The sequence below is a fragment of the Bacillus vallismortis genome (genome assembly GCF_004116955.1).
GTDB lineage: Bacteria > Bacillota > Bacilli > Bacillales > Bacillaceae > Bacillus > Bacillus vallismortis.
On the sequence record NZ_CP026362.1, the window covers coordinates 2,678,412 to 2,701,431 of the forward strand.

Here is a 23,020-nt window from a genome sequence, read left to right on the forward strand (position 1 = left end):
GCCTGCTGAAGGGCGGGTTTTTTACTGCCATTTTTTCTGAACGATTCTCAAAAGCTCTCTGTCTTTTAAAATGAGCTGCAATGGCGATGTGAATTCATCAAGTGTCAGCTCTCTTTTGGCAGACAGCTCAACGTCTTCCTCGTTAGCCCATGCGGTGAACCATTCGACGGAAAAGCTGTTTTTCATGATGCTGTATGTATATTGATACAGCAAGGTTGTAATGGGAAGTTGCACGATTCAAAAAGACACTGCCTCATGAGCAGTGTCTTTCGTTATTAATGTCCCGCCTTAATTCCGGCAAGATGTTTACGTCCCATGAGAAGGACAAGCATGCCGACAAAAACGACGATCCCGCCTACCGTATATGGTGTGCTTGCGGTGAAGTGTTCTGACAGCATTCCCGCAATCCACGGAGCGAGCGCGCCGCCGATGAAGCGGACTGAGCTGTAGGCTGAAGACGCGATAGAACGTTCAACCGGCGCAGCCCCCATCACAGCTGTTGTCATGATCGTATTCACCATACCGAGGACAGCACCGGCGACAACGATACATGTAATAATCAATGTCTGATGGCCTGTCCAGATCCCCATGATGATGAGGATGGCCGCAAAAGCGATAAAGAGAACGACGAGCGAACGCACTGTGCCCAGCGCTTTATGCACGAGCGGCGCCGTAAAGACTGACGTAATCGCCAGCAGAAGTCCCCAGCCGAAGAAGACATAACCGAGACCGTGTTCATCTAAATCCAGAACGAACGGAGAATAAGCAAGCAAAATAAAAAATCCAAAGTTATATAAGAACGCCGATGCCGCCATTGTCAGCAGCCCTTTATATTTGAGCGCCTTCATGGCATCAAACACACCGACGCGTTTCGCCGGTTTCGGCAATTTCGGCAGCATGATAGAAATCGCGATTAACGCAATAAACATCAGGACAGATACGCCGAAAAACGGCGCGCGCCATGACATGCTTCCGAGCTCTCCGCCTGCAAGCGGCCCGACAGAAATCCCGAGACCGAGCGCCGCCTCATACAAAATAATTGCTTGGGCGCTGCCCCCGACTGACACGCCGACGATGACCGCAAGCGCTGTTGAAATAAACAAAGCATTCCCTAATCCCCAGCCGCCGCGATAGCCGACTAACTGGGCAATTGAGCTTGAGCTGCCGCCAAGCCCCGCAAACACAATAATAAAAATGAGTCCTAGAATTAATGTCCATTTCGCGCCGATACGGCTGGAAATGGCTCCTGAGAAAAACATCATAAATCCTGTGACAAGCAAATAACTTGTAAACAAGAGTGATACTTCACTAGGTGAAGCATGTAATTGTGCGGCAATTGCCGGAAGAATTGGATCGACCAGCCCGATTCCCATAAAGGAAATCACACAGGCAAACGCGACAGCCCATACCGCTTTCGGCTGGCTGAGCAAGCCTGTTTTCTGATTCACTTGTGTTGTCTTATCCATTTGACTTGACCTCCATTATGATTCCATTAAAAGAAACGCTACAAAATAGCGTTTGGCAAATTTTTCATTCGATTGACTGAATGGCACGTTCCGCTTTGTTTTTCATGCCTTGCAGGCGTTCTTTAAAGCTTTGGAATGTACGGATTTTCTCATCAATCAAATCCAGCTGGTGATTCAGGCTTTCCTGAATTTCCTCCAGTTTTTCTTTCCGTTCCTTAGGGTCCAGTGACAACAAATACCCCTCTTTGTTTAACTCTAGCTGGCGGCTTGTCTCCATGAAATGCTGAAGCTCCTGAAGGGAGAACCCGAGCACCTCTTTTGTGCTGATGACTTTCTCAAGCTCCTCCATATCATCCTCTGAATAAAGCCTTACGCCGCCGTCTGTCCGTTTCGGCGCCGGAATCAAGCCGATTTCTTCATAAAATCGGATGGTACGCTTCGTCAGGCCGCTTCTTTTGGCTACTTGATCAATCTTCATCCATTCCAAGGTAAATCCCCCTTCGCCGTTTCTGTTACCATTATACACCTTTTAAACCTTAACGTAAACGTTAAGGTTTAAAAAACAATAAAAAAAGACGAGCAGCATAAAGCAACCGTCTTTCACATCCTGATTAAGCTATACTTCCTGTCACTGACAGAGATCCTTTTTGAAGGCTTTCAGAAAGCAATTGATACGCAATGACTTTCTTCTTGTATTGTTTGACGACGTCGATATGGTCGTCATAGCTGTATACAAACAGTTTCACATCTTTTTTGCCTTTTTTCATATCTATTACCAACGGCGTGCCGCCGTTTTCCGGATGTAAATAACGCTCTTCGTCACCTGGGTAGATATAATATTTCTCTAGGAAGACAGCTTCGTTAAATTGGGCAATCACCTTCTGTTTCTTTTCACCCTCAAGACGTTTTCCATCTAGGGAGAGAACAGCATTTTCGTCACTCAGCTTGGCGTGCACCGCGAATTTGCTGAGCAGCCATTCCATGACGCCTGTTGGAAGACAGGTTAATACGATTTTCACCAGGCTCATGAGGATTAACATCACGATCGTCCATGTCATACTACATCATCTCCGTTCGTTTTCCATGTGCCGATGACACACCATTTTATCCTATCATAAGCAGGACGTTACGTTTTTGTATATTGTGTGAAAAAAAGCGCGGCACCTGCGGGCCGCGCTTTTTTCAGCTTTCCAGCTCTTCGATCATGAGGGACAATTCTGTCCACCGGTCCATGGCAGCCTCAAGCTCTTCCGCCGTTTTCGCCTGCTCGGCCATCAGCTCTTGGATTTTTCCAAAATCGCTTCCTGCTGCGGCGATGTCAGCTTCGAGCTGATCATGTTTTTCTTCAAGCTGGGCAATTTTATCCTCGATTCCGTCCCATTCAAGCTGATCTTTGTAAGAAAGCTTTTTCCGTTTTTTCTTTGGCTCAGCTTCGGCCGGTTTTGCTTCAGCAGCCGGCTTTTCAGCTGTTTTTTTCGCTTTTGACTCCTCCATATAGTCGCTGTAGGAGCCTTGGAAGCGGGAAATGACGCCATTTCCTTCAAACACAATCAAACGGTCGACGACACGGTCAAGGAAGTAGCGGTCATGGGATACGGTGATGACAACACCAGGGAACTGGTCGATGTAATCTTCCAGGATGCTCAGTGTTTCAGTATCCAAATCGTTCGTCGGCTCATCGAGAAACAGGACATTCGGCTCCTGCATGAGAACCTGAAGCAAGTATAAACGGCGTTTTTCCCCGCCGGACAGCTTACGGATATACGTCTGCTGCATCGAACGCGGGAAGAGGAAACGCTCCAGCATTTGTTCAGCTGTAATGATATCGCCCTCCGCTGTTTTCACGACCTCCGCCGTTTCTTTTATATAGTCAATGACCTTTAACTCGCCATTCATTTCACTATGATCCTGCGTATAATAGCCGATTCTGACCGTCTGCCCGATCGTTATATGGCCGCCGTCAGGCGTATGACGGCCGGCAAGGGTGTTTAACAGTGTTGTTTTTCCGATACCGTTTGGCCCGATGATTCCGATCCGTTCACCCGGTATGATCAGTTCATCAAAGCTGTCGACAAGCATGCGGCAGTCATAAGCGATCATCACGTTCTCCGCTTCAATGACCTGTTTGCCAAGACGGTGAGAGCCAATCGCAAAGTCGAGTGAACCCGATGATTGAGGGCCTTTCTGCTCCTTAAGCGCCTCCACTCGGTCAATTCTCGCCTTTTGTTTTGTGGAACGGGCTTTCGCTCCCCGTCTCAGCCAAGCCAGTTCGCGGCGCAGCAGGTTTTGGCGCTTCGTTTCCTTTTGCTCAGCCTGCGCTTCCCGTTCCGCGCGTTTTTCTAAAAACACTTCATAGTTGCCTTTGTACGTGTAGAGGCTGCCTCGTTCAAGCTCATAAATGCGGTTCGTGACACGATTTAAGAAATACCTGTCGTGCGTCACCAGTATGACAGAGCCGGGGTATTGGCTTAAATATCCTTCAAGCCACTCAATCGTTTCATTATCCAAATGGTTCGTCGGCTCGTCTAAAATGAGCAGATCAGCGGGCTGAATTAAGTTTTTGGCAATCGCCACCCGTTTTTTCTGGCCGCCTGATAGCTCGTTGACTGGCTTTGTTACGTCGTTGACGCCGAGCTTAGACAATACGGTTTTCGCCAAGGTGTTCGCATCCCACGCGTGGTTTGCGTCCATTTTCGCCTGCGCCGCCAGCAGATGCTTCTGGCGCTGTTCATTTTCAGGGTCTTCCCCCAGTTCATACAGTGCTTTTTCATATTCGCGCAAGGTTTTCATCACAGCCGATTCACCGGAATAGATATGTTCCAGCACGGTTTGCCCCGCAGGCAGCTCCGGGTCTTGATGCAGAAATTCGACGTGCACACTGCCGGATGTCGTGATATCTCCCTCTTCAATAGATTCCAAGCCGGCAATCACCTTCAGCAGCGTTGATTTTCCAGTTCCATTCGGCCCGATTAATCCGATTCTCTCATTCTCTTCAATATGAAAGGAGATGTGGTCAAATAATGTCTTATCTCCGTATGTTTTATACAGATGTTCCGCTTTTAATATGCTCATGGTTCTATCAATCCTCACGTAAGTTCATGTGTACATTTTAAATCAGCCGCTGGAATAAAACTAGTAAAACGTCAGACATATTTCATGGAAATAAAGGATAGAAAAAGACCGGGGACATTTGTCCCCGGTCTCTTATTCTTCCTCTAGCGCTTTTTCTGCCATTTTCGCGAGATGCTGCGCGCTTCCTGAAATCTCCTGCATCGTGGCTGAGATTTGTTCAACAGCGGCGGCTTGTCCGTCCGTATGCTGATTAATCGACTCAATGGATTCCTCCAGCCCTTTCAGCAGGCTGTGGATTTTTTTCGTGATCTGATCGATCTGGCCGACATTTTCTTTTGAGTGCGTTGCTAGCTTTCTGATCTCATCCGCGACGACAGAGAAGCCTTTTCCGGACTCTCCTGCTCTCGCCGCTTCGATCGCGGCGTTCAAGCCAAGCAGGTTGCTTTGGTCAGAAATGCCTTTCACGGTTACTGAGATATCGGCGATTTCACCGGCGCTTTCGCTGACCTTTTTCGCCTGAGAGGAAATGCCCGTCATTTGAGATGAAAACCCGTTGATTGAGTCAGAAATATCAGAAATGGCCGCGGCCGTTTGTTCAACGACAGCTGATAAGCTTTCCGCCACATCATGCAGCTTTGACGACTCCTCAAGGCTCGTTCCGAGGCCGACGCCTCCTACCACTCTTCCATTCTCGTCGTGCAGCGGGATGGCACGTGCAATCAATGGGAATCCGAACAATTCTTTCGGAACCATGCTCGTCTTCTTCTGATTGGTGCGGATGGCATCTGTGATAATATCCCCTTCCTGCAGCGGATCACCGGCTTTTACGTTTAGCGAAAAGGTTTTGGCCGGTATATTCACAAGCAGTTTTTCCGTATCGTAAATGCCGATTGTAATATCATCCTGGACCAAGCTGTTTAGATAAGGGGCTACTTTGATAAACGCGTCCAGAAGGTCTGCCGTTTCTTTTTCCGTTCTTATGCTCAATTCCATTCACTCCTTTTTTTATTAATAAGGGAAGCTGCGTTTTTCGTGCTGGACCGAGATCCATTTCAGCGTCGTAAATTCATCAAGGCTCCACTCGCCGTTCAAACGGCCGAGACCAGATTGCTTTTCACCGCCGAAGGCCACATTCGGTTCGTCATTGATGGTCGTGTCATTGACATGAATCATGCCTGTTTCAACGCGCTTCGCAAAAGCCACGCCGCGCTCAAGATTTGACGTATGTACGGCACCGCTCAAGCCAAACGGCGTTTCGTTTGCGATATCCACCGCTTCGTCTTCTGAATCAAACTTCATGAAGGAAACGACAGGTCCGAACAGCTCTTCCTTGGCGATGCTCATGAACGGTTTCACGTCTTTTAAGATCGTCGGTTCCACGATCGTCCCGTTAAATCCGCCAAGCTTCACTGGAACAGCGCCTTCTTCAATTGCTTTTTCAACAGATTTCATCAGCCCGTCCGTCTGTCTGCTGTTGATTAATGGCCCAATAATCGTATCAGGGTCCATTGGATCGCCGACCTTCAGTGATTCCACTTTTGCCTGATACATTTCAAGGAACTTATCATAAATTGATGAGTGAACAAGTACACGGTTGGCCGACATGCAAATCTGCCCTTGGTGTGTAAATCGGCTGAACACCGCCGCATTGACCGCATATTCGATATCCGCATCCTCAAGTACGATGAAGGCGCTGTTGCCGCCGAGTTCAAGAAGCGGCTTTTTAAAATGCTTCATCGCAAGCTGGCCGATGTAGCTGCCGACTTTCGTTGAACCTGTAAACGAGATGATCCGCGGTACCGGGTGTTCGACAAAGCTGTCTCCGATTTCTGCAATGTCTGTGACAACGACATTCAGCAGCCCCTCTGGAATTCCCGCGTTCTCAAAAATTCTCGCAATCAGCGTGCCGCCGCAGATCGGCGTTTCCTCATGCGGTTTGAGCACGACGCCATTGCCGGCTCCAAGCGCGGGCGCCACTGATTTCATCGATAAAAAGAATGGGAAGTTAAATGGGCTGATCACGCCGACCACGCCTGCCGGCACGCGATATAATCTGTTTTCCTTGCCGTCTATTGTTGATGGAAGAATTTTTCCGTCCATACGGACTGGGAACGTTGCCGCTTCTTTTATGATATTTTTCACAAGCCCGATTTCAAAGGCCGCTTTAAGCCTTGTTCCGCCAAGCTCTTCCATAATCAGATAAATGATGGCTTCTTCGTTTTCTTCAATATACGTGACGGCTTTTTCTAAAATGGTTCTTTTCTCAAACGGATTGACCGCATCCCATTTTTTCTTTGCCAGCGCCGCTGCGCGGTACGCTTCATCTACATCGTCAGCAGTCGCTTTTTGGAAAGTTGTGAATGTTTTTTGAGTATAAGGATTTTTGTTTTCCAATACATTTGGGCTGCTGCCCTCCTGCCATTTCCCGCCGATAAACTGTTTATTCAACTCTTCATATTGAAACATGGTCAGCATCTCCTTTTTAATCGAAAGTCATAATGTGGGCGAATCTATTGTTTCTATCGGTTCCCCCTGCATAAAATTGAATATCTTATTAGTAAATTACTATTCTATCCTACGACAACGCTGTTTTGCTTCTATCATTTAAAGTGAAAAAATATTATGTTGACTGCGCCAAATTTCGACAATATCATATAAGAAGAACTGTATATAATGATTAGAATATTTTGAATTTTTCAGGAGGAACTTTGATGAGTTCATTATTTAGAAAAAAAACGCTTGAAACATTGAGTGCGCAGAGCAAGTCAAAAAGCCTTGCCCGTACGTTAAGCGCATTTGATTTAACCTTGCTCGGCATCGGTTGTGTCATCGGTACAGGGATTTTTGTCATTACAGGAACAGTGGCCGCGACCGGTGCAGGTCCAGCTCTCATCATCTCGTTTATTTTAGCGGGTCTCGCCTGTGCGCTCGCCGCCTTCTGCTATGCTGAGTTTTCGTCTTCGATTCCAATTTCGGGAAGTGTGTACTCATACTCCTATGTGACACTCGGAGAACTGCTCGCCTTTTTGATCGGATGGGATCTCATGCTTGAATACGTCATTGCGCTGTCGGCAGTTGCCACCGGCTGGTCTTCATACTTTCAATCCCTGCTTGCCGGCTTCAACCTTCATATTCCGGCCGCACTGGCAGGAGCGCCGGGGAGCACGCCGGGCGCCGTGTTTAATCTTCCGGCTGCGGTGATCATTCTCATTATCACTGCGATTGTCAGCCGAGGCGTCAAGGAAAGCACACGCTTTAACAACGTCATCGTCCTGATGAAAATCGGGATCATTTTATTGTTCATCATTGTCGGCCTCGGTTATGTCAAGCCGGATAACTGGTCTCCTTTTATGCCGTTCGGGATGACAGGCGTCATTGTCAGCGCGGCAACTGTATTCTTCGCGTATCTCGGGTTCGACGCGGTTTCTAACGCTTCAGAGGAAGTGAAAAATCCACAAAAAAACATGCCCGTCGGCATTATTTCAGCTCTTGCCGTCTGTACGGTTCTGTACATCACGGTATCGCTTGTGCTGACAGGCATGATGCCTTATACGAAATTGGACGTTGGAGATCCGGTCTCATTTGCGCTGAAATTCGTCGGCCAGGATGCTGTTGCCGGGATTATATCTGTCGGTGCCATTATCGGGATTACGACGGTGATGCTCGCTTTGCTGTACGCTCAGGTCCGTTTGACGTTTGCCATGAGCAGAGACGGCCTTCTGCCTGGATTGTTCGCAAAGGTCCATCCGTCGTTTAAAACGCCTTTCCGCAACACGTGGCTGACAGGTATCGTTGCGGCGGGAATCGCCGGGTTTATCAACCTCGGAACGCTGGCCCATCTCGTGAACATGGGGACGCTGGCCGCGTTTACGGTCATTTCCATTGCGGTCATCGTGTTAAGAAAGAAACATCCGGAAATCAAAGCGTCCTTCAGAGTGCCGTTCGTTCCGGTTGTGCCGATCATCAGCGCAGGCATCTGCCTCTGGTTTATGTACAGCCTTCCCGGCGTCACATGGCTTTCATTTGCCATCTGGATCGCTGTTGGAACAGTGGTTTACTTCCTGTATTCGAGAAATCACAGCTTATTAAACAAATAATCTCATTTCAGCCGGCGGTGCCTCACCAGCCGGCTTTTCCCTTTTTTTATGTGCTATACTTTAAAGAACCTAGCAGAATGGGAGACAAACTGATGAAACAATACCGCACTTTATTATTTGATGTAGACGATACCATCCTTGATTTTAGAGCGGCAGAAGCATTAGCGCTTCGTTTGCTGTTTGAAGATCAGAACATTCCTTTAACAGATGAAATGAAGACGCAGTATCGAACAATCAATCAAGGCCTGTGGAGAGCCTTTGAAGAAGAAAAGATTACCCGTGATGAAGTCGTGAACACACGTTTTTCCGCTTTGTTCAAGGAATACGGTTATGAGGCGGACGGCGCTTTGCTTGAGCAAAAATACCGCAGCTTTCTCGAAGAAGGGCATCAGCTTATTGATGGCGCCTTTGATCTCATCTCAAATCTGCAGCACCGGTTTGAGTTGTATATCGTGACAAACGGCGTGTCTAAAACACAATACAAGCGTCTTCATGATTCAGGATTATTTCCGTTTTTTAAAGATATTTTCGTATCTGAAGACACAGGCTACCAAAAGCCCATGAAGGAATACTTCGATTACGTGTTTGAACGGATTCCCCACTTTTCAGCAGAGCACACATTAATCATCGGCGATTCGCTGACTGCCGATATCAAAGGCGGACGGCTCGCCGGACTTGATACTTGCTGGATGAATCCTGACATGAAACCAAATGAGTCAAAGATCATGCCAACTTATGAGATTCGCAAGCTTGAAGAGATGTATGACATATTGAATATCAAAAAAACCGTCAGCTGCTAATGAAGTGACCCCCTAAAGTTAGACACGGGTTTTCATTAGGCAGTATTTGAGGCATGAGTTCGGTATTGTACCGGACTCATGCCTTTTAGTTTTGCCTTTATTCGTTTTTGATTGTAGTAGTCAATATATCGTTCAAGTTCTTGCTTTAAGTGTTCGATACTTTCAAATTCTTTTAGGTACAGAAATTCAGACTTTAGGATGCCGAAGAAATTCTCGATCACTGCGTTATCGTAACAGTTGCCTTTTCGGGACATGCTTTGTGTAATCCCGCGTTCTTTTAAGGCTTGCCTATAATGCTTCATTTGGTAATGCCAGCCTTGGTCGGAATGCATAATGGGCTTGTCCCCATCTTTCAAATGCTTGAATGCCTGATCAAGCATCACCGAAACAAGAGAATAAACAGGCCTTAAACCAATCGTATAGGTAATGATCTCACCATTAAACAGATCTAATACGGGCGATACGTACAGCTTCTGCCCAAATAATTTGAACTCCGTCATGTCCGTGACCCATTTTTCATTTGGCTTTTCAGCTTTAAAGTTGCGCGCTAGAATGTTAGGCGCCACTTTGCCGATTGTTCCTTTATATGAACGATATTTCTTCTTTCGAATCATACATTTTAGTCCGAGGGCTTTCATGATGCGCTGCACCTTCTTGTGATTGACCTTTCGTCCCCGATTCTTTAGTTCATCACGAATACGGCGGTATCCATACCGGCCTTGATGTTCTTTAAAAATAAGTTGAACCATCTTTTTTATGTCGGCATCTCGATCAGGGCGATCAAAATGCTTTACGCAGTAATAGTAGGTGCTGCGTGGGATACCTGCGAGCCTGAGAAGTGCTTTCACCGGATACTTATGCCTTAAATCATAGACTACTTGCGCTTTGTCTTGTTTGGTGATTGTTCCTTGTTTTGAACTAAGGCATTCAACTTTTTTAAATACTCATTCTCCATACGCAACCGTTCGTTTTCCGCCTGTAATGCTTCTATTGAGCCTATAGCTGGTGCTTGCTTTCTTGTTTTCTTTTTCATGGACGGACGCCCCTTTTTCTTTGTTTTGAGGGCGTCTGCTCCTTGTGTTTGTACTACGTGCTGCCAGTTCCAAAGCGTTGAGTCAGAAGGCAAATTAAATATCGCAGCTGTTTCTAAGATAGACGTCCCATGTTCATTCATATAGTCAAGTACGTCTAGTTTATATTGGACTGGATAATTTGTATATGACTTTAAGAACGCTTTTTCACCGTGATATTGATATTTTCTCACCCAATATTGGAGTACCCTTTTATGCACTCCAATATGATTTGCGATCACAAGCAAACTCTCGTTGCCGTTTATATAGCGTAAGACCGCGTTGATTTTTTCTTCGTTTTTAAATTTAGCCAAAAGAAAAAGCACCTCCAAATTTTAGACTGTGTCTAAAATTTGGGGTGCACTTCATAATCAGGCTGATGTTTTTTCTTTTAGAAGCGTCTTTTTACCTCTTGATAAATTCTTCACCTTATGAATAATATGGTGATATGCTTTGGTTATATATGTAAGGAGGAGACTCACTTGGCTATCGCCGCCCCGCTAAAAGAAAAAACAGTTCAAAAACCCGGCACGACGGTATATCCGATTTTGATGATCATCGGCATCTGCCACATGCTCAATGATTCGCTGCAAGCCGTGATTCCTGCCATGTTTCCTATTTTGGAACGCTCCATGAGCCTGACGTTTACACAGCTCGGCATCATCGCTTTCACATTAAACATGGTGTCATCAGTCATGCAGCCTGTCGTCGGCTGGTATACCGATAAACGGCCGCGGCCGTACGCACTGCCAATCGGCCTGACCGCGAGCATGCTCGGCATTTTGGGCCTTGCATTTTCCCCGTCATTTGTATCGATCTTATGCTGTGTGTTTTTCATTGGATTAGGCTCGGCCATTTTCCATCCGGAAGGCTCCCGTGTGGCGTATATGGCCGCCGGCACCAAACGCGGGCTCGCCCAATCGATCTATCAGGTGGGCGGAAACTCAGGTCAGGCGATGGCGCCCCTGATCACCGCACTGATCCTTGTGCCGCTCGGCCAATTCGGCGCCGTTTGGTTCACGCTTGTCGCAGCGCTCGCTGTTATGTTGCTGCTGTATATTGCGAAATGGTACGCCGCACGCCTCGGAAGCCTTGCCAAGAAGTCCGGCAGCATACAGAAAACGGCTGAAAACAAGGCAATCTCCAAGTCTGTTGTATCTGCTCTTATTATGATTATATTTCTCATTTTTGCGCGTTCTTGGTACACAAGTGCAATCGGCAACTTTTACACGTTTTACGCGATCGATACATACCACGTAAGCATACAGCAGGCACAAAGCTATATTTTTGTCTTTTTGCTGTTCGGCGCTGTCGGCACGTTTCTCGGCGGCCCGCTCGCAGACCGTTTCGGAAAACGCTTTGTGATCCTCTGTTCGCTGCTGTGCTCGGCGCCTCTGGCGATTCTGCTTCCATTCGCAGGCCCTGTGCTCGCCTATGGCTTGCTCGCATTGATCGGCTTGGTGTTGATGTCCAGCTTTTCCGTAACGGTTGTCTACGCACAGGAGCTTGTTCCAGGAAAAATCGGCACAATGTCCGGTTTGACCGTCGGACTCGCCTTCGGGATGGGCGCGATCGGCGCTGTGGCGCTGGGCGCTCTGATTGACGCCGCGGGACTGACCCCGACAATGATTGCCATCGCCTTTCTCCCTGTTCTCGGCATCCTAGCCTTCCTATTGCCGAGCGATCAAAAGCTGAGAGAATAGCATAGCTGAAAAACCCCTGCCATGCGGCAGGGATTTTTTAATCCAGCTGTATAAAATGAGTGTCAGGCACTGCGTGTTTCGGGATAAAGCCGTCCGCAAAGTCGGGGAATGCCGACTGAATTTCGTCAATCCACCTTTTTAGGTTTAACACATACGGCATATAAATCATTTCAATTGTCGCTTCGTCTTCAATCCGGTAATACCAGCAAAGATTAAACTCTTTTTCCGTCACCAATGTAAACCCGGAGAAATGATAGAAAATCAGCGGTGTTTCATCTATATACACGCGTCCGTCCTTTTGTCCGACTTTATAGTTTTCAATATTCCAAAGCGCTGTATTGGCTCCGATTGATTTGACCACATGCACATCCTTATAATGCGCCGGCCATTTCTCCACATACCTTTGGTCGCCGTACGTCTTTCGTTCCGTATTCATTTCTACCGTACAAAATGCAACGCAGTCCTGTCTCCACTGCCACACCGCTTCATATGCTTCCTTCGTATTTCCGGCACCGACAAAACCTGTATTAAAGCGGCCGGTCCGCTCATAATACGACATGAATCGCGGCGAGTTCCGGTGATCGGTCAAATATAGAGACGCCGCTGGGTTTTCGGCAAAAATACGTGCTGGATCAGAAAAGAAAAATAGATCGGTATCCATGTGGGCAAAGTATTCAGCATCCCCCCATTTGCTCATGACATGGAACAAAAAGGCGGGTTTTAATGTCCAGCAATATTCATGAAACGTTCGATTGCCTTTCGCTTGCAGCAGCTCCGGGTCTTCCATTTCATGCAGCTGCACAAAGGTCACATGCTCCCATGGCACGTGCTGAAGCAATTCATACGCTTTTTGATCGACACACAGCACATATAAATGAAAATCATTGCAATGCTCATGGAGAGAATGAATCATGGGCATGAGCTTAAAGATATGCGTCCTTGACACTATCGTTGAAAAATGAAATGTACTCACCATACCACATCCAATTATCTAAGATCCACGTGCAGCAAATCGTTGACAAGCGCATACAGCGCGTTGGCAAAATCGTTTACGCCTAGCTTTTTCTTCGCTTTTGGCAGAAGCTTACGGACAGATTGCAAATCAAAGTTTTTCGCCGTCACCCTCGGGGCTTTCTTTTGCCAGTCCGGGTCAATATTGCGTTCTTTAACAACATGGAGCAGCTCAAGAAACACATTCAGCAGCATATCGTATTTCTTAGATTCCAAAAGCTTATGAATATCAGCCATGATGCCGTTCGTCATGTCAGGCGGGAACGGCCCGTTAAAAGCGAGATGAACGTCTAAGGACCGGATGTTGTTGTATTTATCGCACATATAGGCAATATTTGCCCGAATATCGTCCACAGACTTACAATTGCTCGGGTGCTCCTGATGAACACTGACGATGTCGCGATGCAGCCTGAACGTCAGTCCGGCCTGATGTAGCCTGATCCCAAGGTCATAATCCTCAAACCCGTACCGCACAATGCCTTCATCAAATAAACCGAGATCAATCACATGCTTGCGTTTGACAGAGGAATTATTCGTGATAAAAAAGCGCCATGGCATATGATAGCCTTTCAGGTCATCGCCGTACTCAACTAAAATCTGCTTGAGTACGTCAATAAAGTCGGTATCAAGGTCAAAGCTTTTATCCAGAAAGCTTCCGTTCTTGATATCCGCTTCCTTCAACAGCTTTTGTTTGTCTTTTTTCGGCATTTCGTCTACGATCTTTGCGAGCTGTTCCTTATGCTCATCTTCAAACCGTTCGTAATAAAAACTGTAAATCCGCTTCCAAAACAAACCGCATACTACGAGATTCTCTTCGTTCTCATGGGCCTTGATATGCTTTGCCACAAGGTCCTTTGCCGCGAGCATATCGCTGTCATGAAAAATCAGGATATCTCCTCTGGCATTGCGAAGCGCCTGATTTCGTCCGTACGCAATGCCCCTGTTTTCTTTAATCCTTGTAAAAACGAGCGGAAAATCCGCTTGAAACGACTCAAGCATCGAGAGCGTTCCGTCCTCAGATCCATTGTCGGCTACAATGACTTCAAATTCTTCATCGCACTCCTGCTCGTTTAACGACAGAAGGCTGTTATAGAGACGCTCCTTTGAATTATATGCAGGAATAATCACGCTTGCTTTCACTTCATTTTCACTTCCTGTATTTAATCATTTATTTGTTGTCATCTTTTGAAGCAAAACCGTTAAATTCAGGGTCTAACGTGTTGATGTGCCGAATGATATGCGGCAGTGTCTTTTGATACAGCTCATGCACAAACGGCAAGTCTGTACGGGTTGTTTCATGGATCTGTTTGATTTCATTGAGGCTGACGATTCGGTAGCCGCTGAAATGGTAAAAGATCAGCGGGCTGCCATCCTCCAACACGATCCGGCCATCTTCCCAAGAAAACGTATGCTGTCCGTAGTTCCAGTGGCCAATGTTCACACCGGGTGTCGTAATGTCACACACATTCGGAAACAGCTCAGACATATAATCCAAATAGCCCTGATCACCGAATTTCCCTTCACCCGGGGCATTTTTGCATTCCTCAAGACAGCGTTCCTTCCACCACTCCAAACAGTCCATGCCGGCATCATCATGCTTGAAGCTGATAAAACCCGAGTTATATTTGCCTAAAAGACGCTGCAGCATGTCAATCTGCTCTCTCTCAAAGGAAGGGATGACGATATCCCCCCGTGAAAGGAGCACCGAGCAGTTCGGCTGGTTTTCAAAAACCAGTGATGGATCGGCGTAAAAAAAGAGATCCCCGTCAATATACGTCACACGCTCCAGTTCGGGATTGCTGTTCAGCACAGCTTGCAGAAAGATCGGCTTCATCGTCCAGCAGTACTCGCTTTGATCTCTTGTTTCCTTCAGCTTCAGAAGCATCTCATTTTCGAACGCGGCCACCGGCACAAGGTTCAGCTGCTTCATCTTTAGCTTCTGTAAGACGCGGTGCGTATCTTCATCCATGCATAACGTATAAATCGGACTGTCTTGATCAACTTGCTCCAACGACTTAAATAACGCGACTGCCTGATATAATCTCCCTTTTGATAAAACGGTGCAATATGCGCTGGTCACAGTCATGTTCACCTCGTTTCATATTACTTTTTGAAGAATTCCGTATACCACTCAATCGTTTTTTCAAGTCCTTCATCAATGGTGTAGGCGGGTGTCCAATTCAGCAGCTTTCTCGCTTTTTCCGCGGATAAATATTGATGTTTGATTTCATTGCTTCCCTGGTTCAGCACCTTCGGCTTCAGATTACTGTTCATTTTGTTCAAGATTTTTTCGACCAGTTCAAGTACAGTCAGCTGAATCTCATTGCTAAAGTTAAAGGCCTCTCCGGCAAGGTTGTTTTCCTCCATTTTTTCTGCCAGAAGCATATACGCCTGAACGGCATCTTCGATATAAAAGTAGTCGCGGACAAACGTGCCGTCACTGCGGATTTCCGGCGCTTCCCCGTTCAGCACAAGCTGAATCGTTTGCGGAATAATCCGGTTGAAGTTCAAATCCCCGCCGCCGTATAGGTTTCCGCACCGTGTGATGCAGACCGGAACCCCGTACGTATGATAATATGTGTGGCTGATCAGATCTGCGCAGCTTTTCGAGACGTCGTACGGATGCTTGCCTTGCAGCGGCATATTTTCATCGTACGGAAGGTTTTCTTGGTCGCCGTAAGCTTTATCGCTTGAAGCGACAATGACCCGTTTGATAAGTGGGTGCTTCCGGCAGGCTTCGAGAATATTCCACGTGCCAAGAATATTCGCTTCAAAGGTCGAAATCGGGTTGCGGTTGGCCACGCCGACAATCGCTTGTGCAGCGAGGTGAAAGACGGTGTCAATTTCATACTCGCCAAGCGCGCGCTCAATCACAGGCAAGTCTTCAAGAGAGCCCCGCACAATGTTCATTTTCTTGATATGTTCTCCCTGGTAAAGGTTGGATTGAGGCACATGATCCCTGACAAGCCCCGTCACGTTTGCGCCCTGTTCGATCAGCTCTTTCACCAAACAGCTTCCTAAGAGACCTGTACACCCCGTAACAAATACGTTTTTATTTTTCCAGAAACTCAAATCAGTTCACCATACCTTCCATACTTGTTGTCCTTGATCCCACATCTTGTTGACTTCTAAGAGGTTTTTATACGTATCGATAGCCGTCCAAAATCCGTAATGGCGGTACACGGCAAGCTCCCCGTCTTTGGCAAGGTTCTTCAGCGGTTCATCTTCGAACATCATGTTCCCGTCCTTCGGCAAATAATCGAAAACCTTGGGACTGAGAACAAAGAATCCGCCATTGATGATTCCGTCACTCGAGGTCTTCTCAGAGAATGTTTTCGCGATGCCGTCCTCAACCGTCAAGGTGCCGAACTGCGAGACTTTGTCAATGCCTGTGACAGTCGCGGCAGCTCCTTTTGCCTGATGATAGCTGATGAGATGGAAAAGATTGATATTGGCCAGCCCGTCTCCATAGGTAAGCAGAAACGTTTCATCGCCGATATAGTCTTTCGCCTGCAAGATTCTTCCAGCTGTCAGCGTGTCTTCCCCTGTCTCCAAAAACGTCATTTTCCACGTTTCGGGCTGTCCCAGTATCTGCACCTCTCCCGTAGAACTGTCGAGAGTCAGGCTGTTATGCTTCCATTCATAGTTGAGAAAGTATTCTTTGATTTTTTCTCCTTTGTAGCCCAAAAGCAGAATAAACTCGTTCACTCCGTAGTACTGATAGATTTTCATAATATGCCATAGAATCGGTTTGCCGCCTATCATGGCGAGCGGTTTAGGAATGTCATTCGTGACTTCACTCATTCTCGTTCCTTTTCCGCCGCAGAGAATGACCGCTTTCATCTCTACCCCTCATCTCTATGAATATTGAGTTCGAAACCTGGTACAGCTTTACAATCTATCAAGGCGTTTCCCCGATAATTTGTCCACTTCAATACCGGTTTCAAAATCTACTGTAATGATATGAGAGAAAGCCGGCCTTGGTGACCAAATGGAATCTATTTTTTCAAGTTGGTTATGTAACCAAAAAAGAGCCTTGAGCGAAGGCAATGTGCCCGCTCAAGGCTCTTTCTCGTCTTATTTGATTTCTTTTTCCTTGCCGTAATGATAGTCAGACGGATCAACGGCTTTGAAATCACTCAGTTTGTGGAATCTCAGCAGGTCTTTGTACAGAACACTGTCTGAAAGGCTCAGCTGCTGGCTCACTCTTGTTTTCAGATTCTTCGTTTCTTCATTCGCTTTCAGTTTTTCACCAGTTTTCGTATCGTAAATGATATTATCGACCGATGTGTACTTCGGCGTCACGAAGTCCCCGTTTCTGAACGCCACTGTGTCATCGTGGTCTTTAGAGAATAAATCAGTGCCAAAGTTGATATATTTCTGTGAATCAATTCCTTGTAAGTGCAGAAGTGTCGGCATGACGTCGATTTCACCGCCATACGTGTGGTTCACTCCGCCTTTTTTGCCAGGAACGCGGATCATCAGCGGCACACGCTGGTTCTGCGCGTTTTGGTAATCTGTAATTTCTTTTCCGAGAATCTCTTTCATCGCGCGATTATGATTTTCGGAAATACCGTTATGGTCACCGTAAATCACGATAACTGAGTCATCATACAGGCCGGCTTCCTTCAGCTCCTTGAAGAATTGCTCAATCGACTCGTCAAGGTAACGGGCTGTCTGGAAGTAATTATCAACCGTTTTATCACCCGTTGTCGCTTTCTTAATGGTCGCATCTTTTTCATCAAGGTTAAACGGATAATGGTGTGTCAACGTAATCAAATGCGCGTAAAACGGCTGTTTAAGAGATTCAAGTTTTGGAATCGACTCTGTAAAGAACGGCTTATCCTTGAGTCCCATATTTACGAGGTTTTCTTCAGACATGTCATAACTGCTTGCGTCGAAGAACTCGTCATACCCAATATGTTTGTAAATCTGGTCACGGTTCCAGAATGATTTGTAGTCACCATGCAGGACAGCGCTTGTGTAGCCTTCCTTCTGGTCTAAAATCGCCGGAAGCGACTGGTATGTGTTTTCGCCTTTCGTCACAAACGCAGAGCCTTCAGGAAGGCCGAAGAGGGAGTTGTCCATTGTCAGCTCGGCATCAGATGTTTTTCCCTGGCCGGTCTGATGGAAAAAGTTATCAAAATACATCATATCTTCTGCGCCGTGTGCGAGTTTATTTAAGAAAGGCGTCACCTCTTCACCGTTCAGCTTATAATCAATCAGGAATGTCTGGAAGCTTTCCAGGTGAATCTTGATGATGTTTTTGCCTTTAGCAGAACCGAAGTACTCGGCATTCGGTTTCGCATAATGAGACGTCGTGTAATTCTCGACGCTTGTTAAATCATCGCTGCTCGCGTAGGCTCTTTGCGATTCCGTTTGAGCCGTCTGCACACCGTCATAAATGGTGTAATTGTAAAGACCTAAATATTTCACGATATAATTGCGGTCAAATGTTCTTGTCAGCAGCTGCGGACGGTCTTTTTCCGCATAGTGCAGGTTGATGAAAAACAGTGCGACCCCGGAAAGGATCACCAAAGACGCAAAGCGTTTTTTCATTTTGTATTCTTTTAATTCAGGTCTCCAGAACAATACCGCAATCAAAATGATGATATCTAAGAAATAGAAAATATCATGAGCGGCCATGATGCTGAAAATCCCGTCTCCCATGTTTCCGACGTTGCCGGACTGTTTAATGTTCGGGAACGTCAGGAAATCGTCAAAGAAACGGTAGAATAAAATATTCGCGTATAACACAAATGTCATCACAAAATCGATAATCAGCATGATAATGGCTGATTTGCGCCCTTTCGCAAGCAAAGCCAGTCCTAAAAAGAAGACAGCGCTTGAGATTGGGTTAAATACCAAGAGGATCTCCTGGGTTGTGCCTTTTACCCCTAGGTTAAACTCTGCTTTGTAAGATAAATACGTTTTTGCCCAAAACAGTATAACCGCCAGCACAAAAAAGCTAAGTTTGTAAGAGAAAAGTTTCTTCATAGCAACCTCTACTTTCTTAAACACTTTAAGTCTTTATTTCTATTTACCTGCTCTTGATTCTGTCTCCAATTCTTTCTTTTCAAACAGAATTAAGGCATCACACAACAAATAAATACACCGGTAAGCCCGGAATATTTATGTTTGGCACCATACCATTTTGATTGCACCTATTTCAAACCAAACACTGGACGAAAGAAGCCTTCGTTTCGTTTCACATTTTTTTCGGGAAATAAAAAAGATTTCTTTTGTCATAAATGCCTTTGAATAAATAGATACCGAGTATAAGAATAACATAAACTAGCAAAAACGAAAAATAGGTCTTGCAGACAGCCTGTCCTGCCAGAGGGCTGTGGCTATTGTATGCACTCATGTTTAGCGTGATCACAATTTTTTCAAAAGGGCAAAAAATTCAGCTGCAAATCCAAAGAAACAGCACAAAAACAAAAAAGCTTGTAGAAAAAAATCGTTTTCTCTACAAGCTGAGACTGGATGCCTCCAGTCTTTACATCCCCGACCAAACATCTTTTGCATATATGCCGGTATCCTGCAGATGTTTCAGCCAGTTTTGCGCTTCTTGTTCGCCGGTGCCATGAACAGACTGATACGCTTTTTGCAGGGCGGCCTCCACATCTGGGGCCATTTTGCTGCCGTCACCGCATACATAGAGCCTGCCTCCGCGATCAAGAATCGAAATCAATGTTTCTGCATGGTCAGCCATGAGATGCTGGACATACGTTTTTGGCATGCCTTCTTTTCGGGAAAAGGCTGTGTGCACAGTGGCGATTCCGTCTTTTTCAAACTGCTCAAGCTCGCCACGGTAAATAAAATCACGATCGTTCCTGCATCCGAAATAGAGATGGGCTTCGCCGAGCGTTTTTCCCTCCCGCTTTAAAGCTGAACGCGCTTGGAGGAAACCGCGGAATGGCGCAACTCCTGTGCCCGGCCCAACCATAATGATAGGGGTTTCAGGGTCTTCCGGAAGCTGAAACCGGGATTCGGGTGTGCGGATAAACACTACGACATCATCACCCGCTTGGCGTTCAGCTAAGTGATTTGAAGCCACGCCCCTGTATTCGCCAAGGCCGCTCCACGCTTGACCGCGCACAATACCGACTGTAATGGATGCTTGCTCCGGATTCACCCTTGGCGAGCTAGAAATCGAGTAATATCTTGGTTTTAACGGCCGTAAAAGCTCTAAAAATCGTTCAAACGGCATATCGCACGCTTCATATTGTTCAAGCAGATCCAGCATGGACATCCGTTTTTGCAAAATTTGTTCCTGGTAGACACCCTCTGCCGCCAGTTCTTCTAATTCGCGTTTATGCGGCGGGCAGACTGTAAATGCCGCAAGCTCCCGTATTTGCGCCCTTGTGGCGGCTTCCTGCACCTCGACGCTGTAGCTGAGAAGGTCTTGCAGGCTGACAGGCCGCCCTAATGGCAGATGCCCCGCACTGCGTCCGCTTGCCGACAATGTTACTTGGTCGGTTCCCTTTAGGCCGAAGTGATGAAGAATCCGGCTGACATTGGTTTGGCTGTTCCTCGGCAATACACCAAGGTGGTCGCCCTCCCGATACCCAATATCCGGCGGCAAAATGATTTCAATGTGTCGGGTGCTGCGACCGCTGTCTGCGGACTGAAGTTCTCGATTTTCAGCGATGGATGCGTGAACCGCTTCGTACGATCGGGCCAGCGGAGACTCTCCAAGCCCTCTGACAAACTGAAGGCTCAGCGTGCCTCGCTCCTTATTGGCGTTTTCATTAAGCTCAAGTCCGAATGCTTTGATGGCGTCTGTCCACATGCTGTTTTTCCACTCGTCAAGCTGCCCTTCAAAATCACCGCTTACATCCCCCTCTCCCCGCGCAGAAAACCGAGTCGCGCCTTTCTCCGCAAACTGCTCATCAATGAATCTCGGCACGTCCTGGTACGTGCTCGCCCAATTGTGATCGCCGCAGCCAAATACCGTGTAATGAACGCCTTCAAGCTCACCCGGTTTGACTTCTTGAAGCCACTGCACGAACTGCCCCGCATTGCTTGGCGGTTTTCCGTTATAAGACGAGGTCACAATGACAACCGCTCCCTCTTTCGGCAGTTTTCCAATCCTGTCGTTCAGCGGTGCCACTTCAGTTCTTACGCCGTGAAGACTGGCTGTATCGGCAAGCTCGCGGGCTACGCCTTCCGCGGTGCCGGTATCAGATCCGTACAGCACGAGAAGCGGGCGGTTATTGAGGCCGATGACCGATGCACCCTTCGTTTCCGCTTTCTCTTTTTGCCCATCAGGCGCCGCTTTTTCAGCTGCCGGGACGTCGGCATGAATGGCCTCCTGATGCCGTGTTTGAACCCTGATCCGGAAATCGCCCGGTTTGAGTGTCAAAGTTTGCTTGATATCAAGCTCATAATTCTCATGGTCAATCAACGTGAAATATTTTAATATCATGCCCAGCACAAGTGTGGCTTCATGAAGGGCAAACTGCATGCCGATACAGGCACGCTGCCCATTTCCGAACGGTTTGTACGCATGATGGGGCACTTGGTCCTGATGTTCAAACCGTTCTGGACGGAATTCCTCGGCATCCTCTCCCCAAGCGTCTCGATCTCGGTGAAGCTGCGGAATCAGCACAGAAATTCTGTCTTTCGTCGTAATCGGGTATTTTCCGCCAATGACTGTGTCTTCCTTTGGATAAAGGCTGAAAGCCGGGGCTGTCGGCCATAAACGCAAGGACTCATTTAAAATCATCCGGATATATTTTAGCTCAAGCACTTGTTTGTAGGCCGGTGCTGCATCCGTCAGCACCCGGTCGACCTCTTCATACGCCTTTTTCAGTTTGCCGGGATGATTCAATAAGAAATAGATCGCAAAGGAAAGCAGGCCGCTCGTTGTTTCATGCCCAGCAATTAAAAACGTAATGATCTGAAAACGGATATTTTCATCATCAAGTTTGTCTCCCGTCTCAGGATCCTCCACCTTCAGCATGCGGGCGAGCAAATCTTTTTCATCCTGATCCCCATCCGCCTTGCGCTCCGCAATAATGCTGTCGACTAACGAAAACATCGTTTGAATATCATGATGAAATTGTCGCTTTGTCCTCACCATCAGCTTATCTTGAAAATCAAGCCGCTGCATCTGGTGCATCGCTTCATCAAGCGCGCGCACCATGCTGTTGATAAACGGGTGGGGCGTTTCTCTATAGTAGCTGTTAAAGCGATAGTTAAACCCGCACAGACCAATCGTGTCCAGCGTCAAACGGGTCATATCCCCTGAGACATCAACTGCTTCATTCGGATTGAGCCTGGCCCATTTTTGAATAAGCTGAACGGCGATATCGACCATTTTCTCATGATAATCCTTCATGGCCCGCTGGCTGAACGTCGGCATCAGAATGTTGTGCGCTTTTCTCCAATTAGGCTCATGCGTCCAGCTTGTAAACAATCCGTCCCCGGAAAACGCGCGAACCTTTTCCAAGGCGCCTTCAATGCTTTTATCGAATCGCTCTTCATCACAAACCTCTTTCACCAGCTCATGGCCGGACACAAAGATCGTGGTGCCTGCAGGTGTGTGCATTTGAAAAATCGGGCCCTGCTCTTCCGCCAGTTTGATCAGCGAAAGTGTCGGTTTGTCTTTATCAATAAGAGGCAGATTGCCGAGCGGACCAAATGTCTTCGGCTGAGGAATCGGGCTTGTTTCCTTCATCGAACCATTCCTTTCCGTATGAAATGCCTTCTATCTGACTACGTTTCCCTTTCATGGTGATGATTATTCCGTTCCTCCGATTGACGTATGAACACCGTTTTTTCTATACTTGAGAA

17 protein-coding genes and 1 pseudogene are annotated in these 23,020 nt (G+C 46.9%); 3 read left to right on the forward strand and 15 right to left on the reverse strand.

Annotated elements, in window-relative coordinates; genetic code table 11:
* Positions 1-21: 21 nt before the first annotated feature.
* The 7 genes and pseudogenes from BV11031_RS14415 to yfmT form a co-directional block, all read right to left on the reverse strand.
* On the reverse strand, positions 22-234 hold the full coding sequence (locus BV11031_RS14415) for a hypothetical protein (RefSeq protein WP_010330334.1): 213 nt from the start codon (positions 232-234) through the stop codon (positions 22-24).
* A 41-nt stretch (positions 235-275) separates the two neighbouring features.
* Positions 276-1,466 carry an MFS transporter gene (locus BV11031_RS14420; protein WP_010330335.1) on the reverse strand — a complete coding sequence of 397 codons (1,191 nt, stop codon included), beginning with the start codon at positions 1,464-1,466 and terminating at the stop codon, positions 276-278.
* Between the two features lie 64 nt (positions 1,467-1,530).
* Positions 1,531-1,953, reverse strand: a complete 423-nt coding sequence (locus BV11031_RS14425; RefSeq protein ID WP_010330336.1) for a MerR family transcriptional regulator — start codon at positions 1,951-1,953, stop codon at positions 1,531-1,533.
* Between the two features lie 124 nt (positions 1,954-2,077).
* Positions 2,078-2,524 carry a YfmQ family protein gene (locus tag BV11031_RS14430; RefSeq protein ID WP_010330337.1) on the reverse strand — a complete coding sequence of 149 codons (447 nt, stop codon included), beginning with the start codon at positions 2,522-2,524 and terminating at the stop codon, positions 2,078-2,080.
* A gap of 124 nt (positions 2,525-2,648) precedes the next feature.
* On the reverse strand, positions 2,649-4,538 hold the full coding sequence (locus BV11031_RS14435) for an ABC-F family ATP-binding cassette domain-containing protein (protein ID WP_010330338.1): 1,890 nt from the start codon (positions 4,536-4,538) through the stop codon (positions 2,649-2,651).
* Positions 4,539-4,670: 132 nt separating this feature from the next.
* A pseudogene (locus BV11031_RS23390) lies at positions 4,671-5,036 on the reverse strand (methyl-accepting chemotaxis protein); the annotation flags it as partial.
* Between the two features lie 510 nt (positions 5,037-5,546).
* Positions 5,547-7,004: a benzaldehyde dehydrogenase gene (gene yfmT / locus BV11031_RS14445; protein ID WP_010330340.1), complete on the reverse strand. Its 1,458-nt coding sequence runs from the start codon at positions 7,002-7,004 to the stop codon at positions 5,547-5,549.
* A gap of 245 nt (positions 7,005-7,249) precedes the next feature.
* Here yfmT and bcaP point away from each other — a divergent pair, with 245 nt between their 5' ends.
* Positions 7,250-8,635 (forward strand): branched-chain amino acid transporter BcaP, encoded by a 1,386-nt coding sequence (gene bcaP / locus BV11031_RS14450; RefSeq protein WP_129550780.1) that lies wholly within the window; start codon positions 7,250-7,252, stop codon positions 8,633-8,635.
* 92 nt (positions 8,636-8,727) lie between these two features.
* A complete protein-coding gene (locus BV11031_RS14455) occupies positions 8,728-9,435 on the forward strand; it encodes a YjjG family noncanonical pyrimidine nucleotidase (RefSeq protein WP_010330342.1) in 708 nt (235 codons plus the stop codon).
* Positions 9,436-9,470: 35 nt separating this feature from the next.
* Here the strand turns inward: BV11031_RS14455 and BV11031_RS14460 are convergent.
* Positions 9,471-10,819, reverse strand: a protein-coding gene (locus BV11031_RS14460; protein ID WP_128568190.1) for an IS3 family transposase whose coding sequence is annotated in 2 segments (ribosomal slippage) — positions 9,471-10,375 and positions 10,375-10,819 — 1,350 coding nt in all. Because the reading frame shifts where the segments join, the coding sequence is not laid out codon by codon here.
* 168 nt (positions 10,820-10,987) lie between these two features.
* On the opposite strand from BV11031_RS14460, the gene BV11031_RS14465 reads away from it, so the two are divergent.
* On the forward strand, positions 10,988-12,208 hold the full coding sequence (locus BV11031_RS14465) for an MFS transporter (protein WP_010329177.1): 1,221 nt from the start codon (positions 10,988-10,990) through the stop codon (positions 12,206-12,208).
* Between the two features lie 37 nt (positions 12,209-12,245).
* Here the strand turns inward: BV11031_RS14465 and BV11031_RS14470 are convergent, their stop codons facing one another.
* From BV11031_RS14470 to BV11031_RS14500, 7 genes are all read right to left on the reverse strand, one after another.
* Positions 12,246-13,181 (reverse strand): putative nucleotide-diphospho-sugar transferase, encoded by a 936-nt coding sequence (locus BV11031_RS14470; RefSeq protein ID WP_010329176.1) that lies wholly within the window; start codon positions 13,179-13,181, stop codon positions 12,246-12,248.
* 14 nt (positions 13,182-13,195) lie between these two features.
* Complete coding sequence (locus BV11031_RS14475; protein ID WP_010329175.1) at positions 13,196-14,359, reverse strand: glycosyltransferase family 2 protein; 1,164 nt, start codon at positions 14,357-14,359, stop codon at positions 13,196-13,198.
* 28 nt (positions 14,360-14,387) lie between these two features.
* Complete coding sequence (locus BV11031_RS14480; protein ID WP_010329174.1) at positions 14,388-15,299, reverse strand: putative nucleotide-diphospho-sugar transferase; 912 nt, start codon at positions 15,297-15,299, stop codon at positions 14,388-14,390.
* 23 nt (positions 15,300-15,322) lie between these two features.
* Positions 15,323-16,291 (reverse strand): GDP-mannose 4,6-dehydratase, encoded by a 969-nt coding sequence (locus BV11031_RS14485; protein ID WP_041952554.1) that lies wholly within the window; start codon positions 16,289-16,291, stop codon positions 15,323-15,325.
* Between the two features lie 6 nt (positions 16,292-16,297).
* Positions 16,298-17,062 (reverse strand): glucose-1-phosphate cytidylyltransferase, encoded by a 765-nt coding sequence (locus BV11031_RS14490; protein WP_010329172.1) that lies wholly within the window; start codon positions 17,060-17,062, stop codon positions 16,298-16,300.
* A gap of 234 nt (positions 17,063-17,296) precedes the next feature.
* On the reverse strand, positions 17,297-19,216 hold the full coding sequence (gene ltaS1 / locus BV11031_RS14495; protein WP_010329171.1) for a lipoteichoic acid synthase LtaS1: 1,920 nt from the start codon (positions 19,214-19,216) through the stop codon (positions 17,297-17,299).
* 502 nt (positions 19,217-19,718) lie between these two features.
* Positions 19,719-22,904 carry a bifunctional cytochrome P450/NADPH--P450 reductase gene (locus tag BV11031_RS14500; protein WP_010329170.1) on the reverse strand — a complete coding sequence of 1,062 codons (3,186 nt, stop codon included), beginning with the start codon at positions 22,902-22,904 and terminating at the stop codon, positions 19,719-19,721.
* Positions 22,905-23,020: the final 116 nt, after the last annotated feature.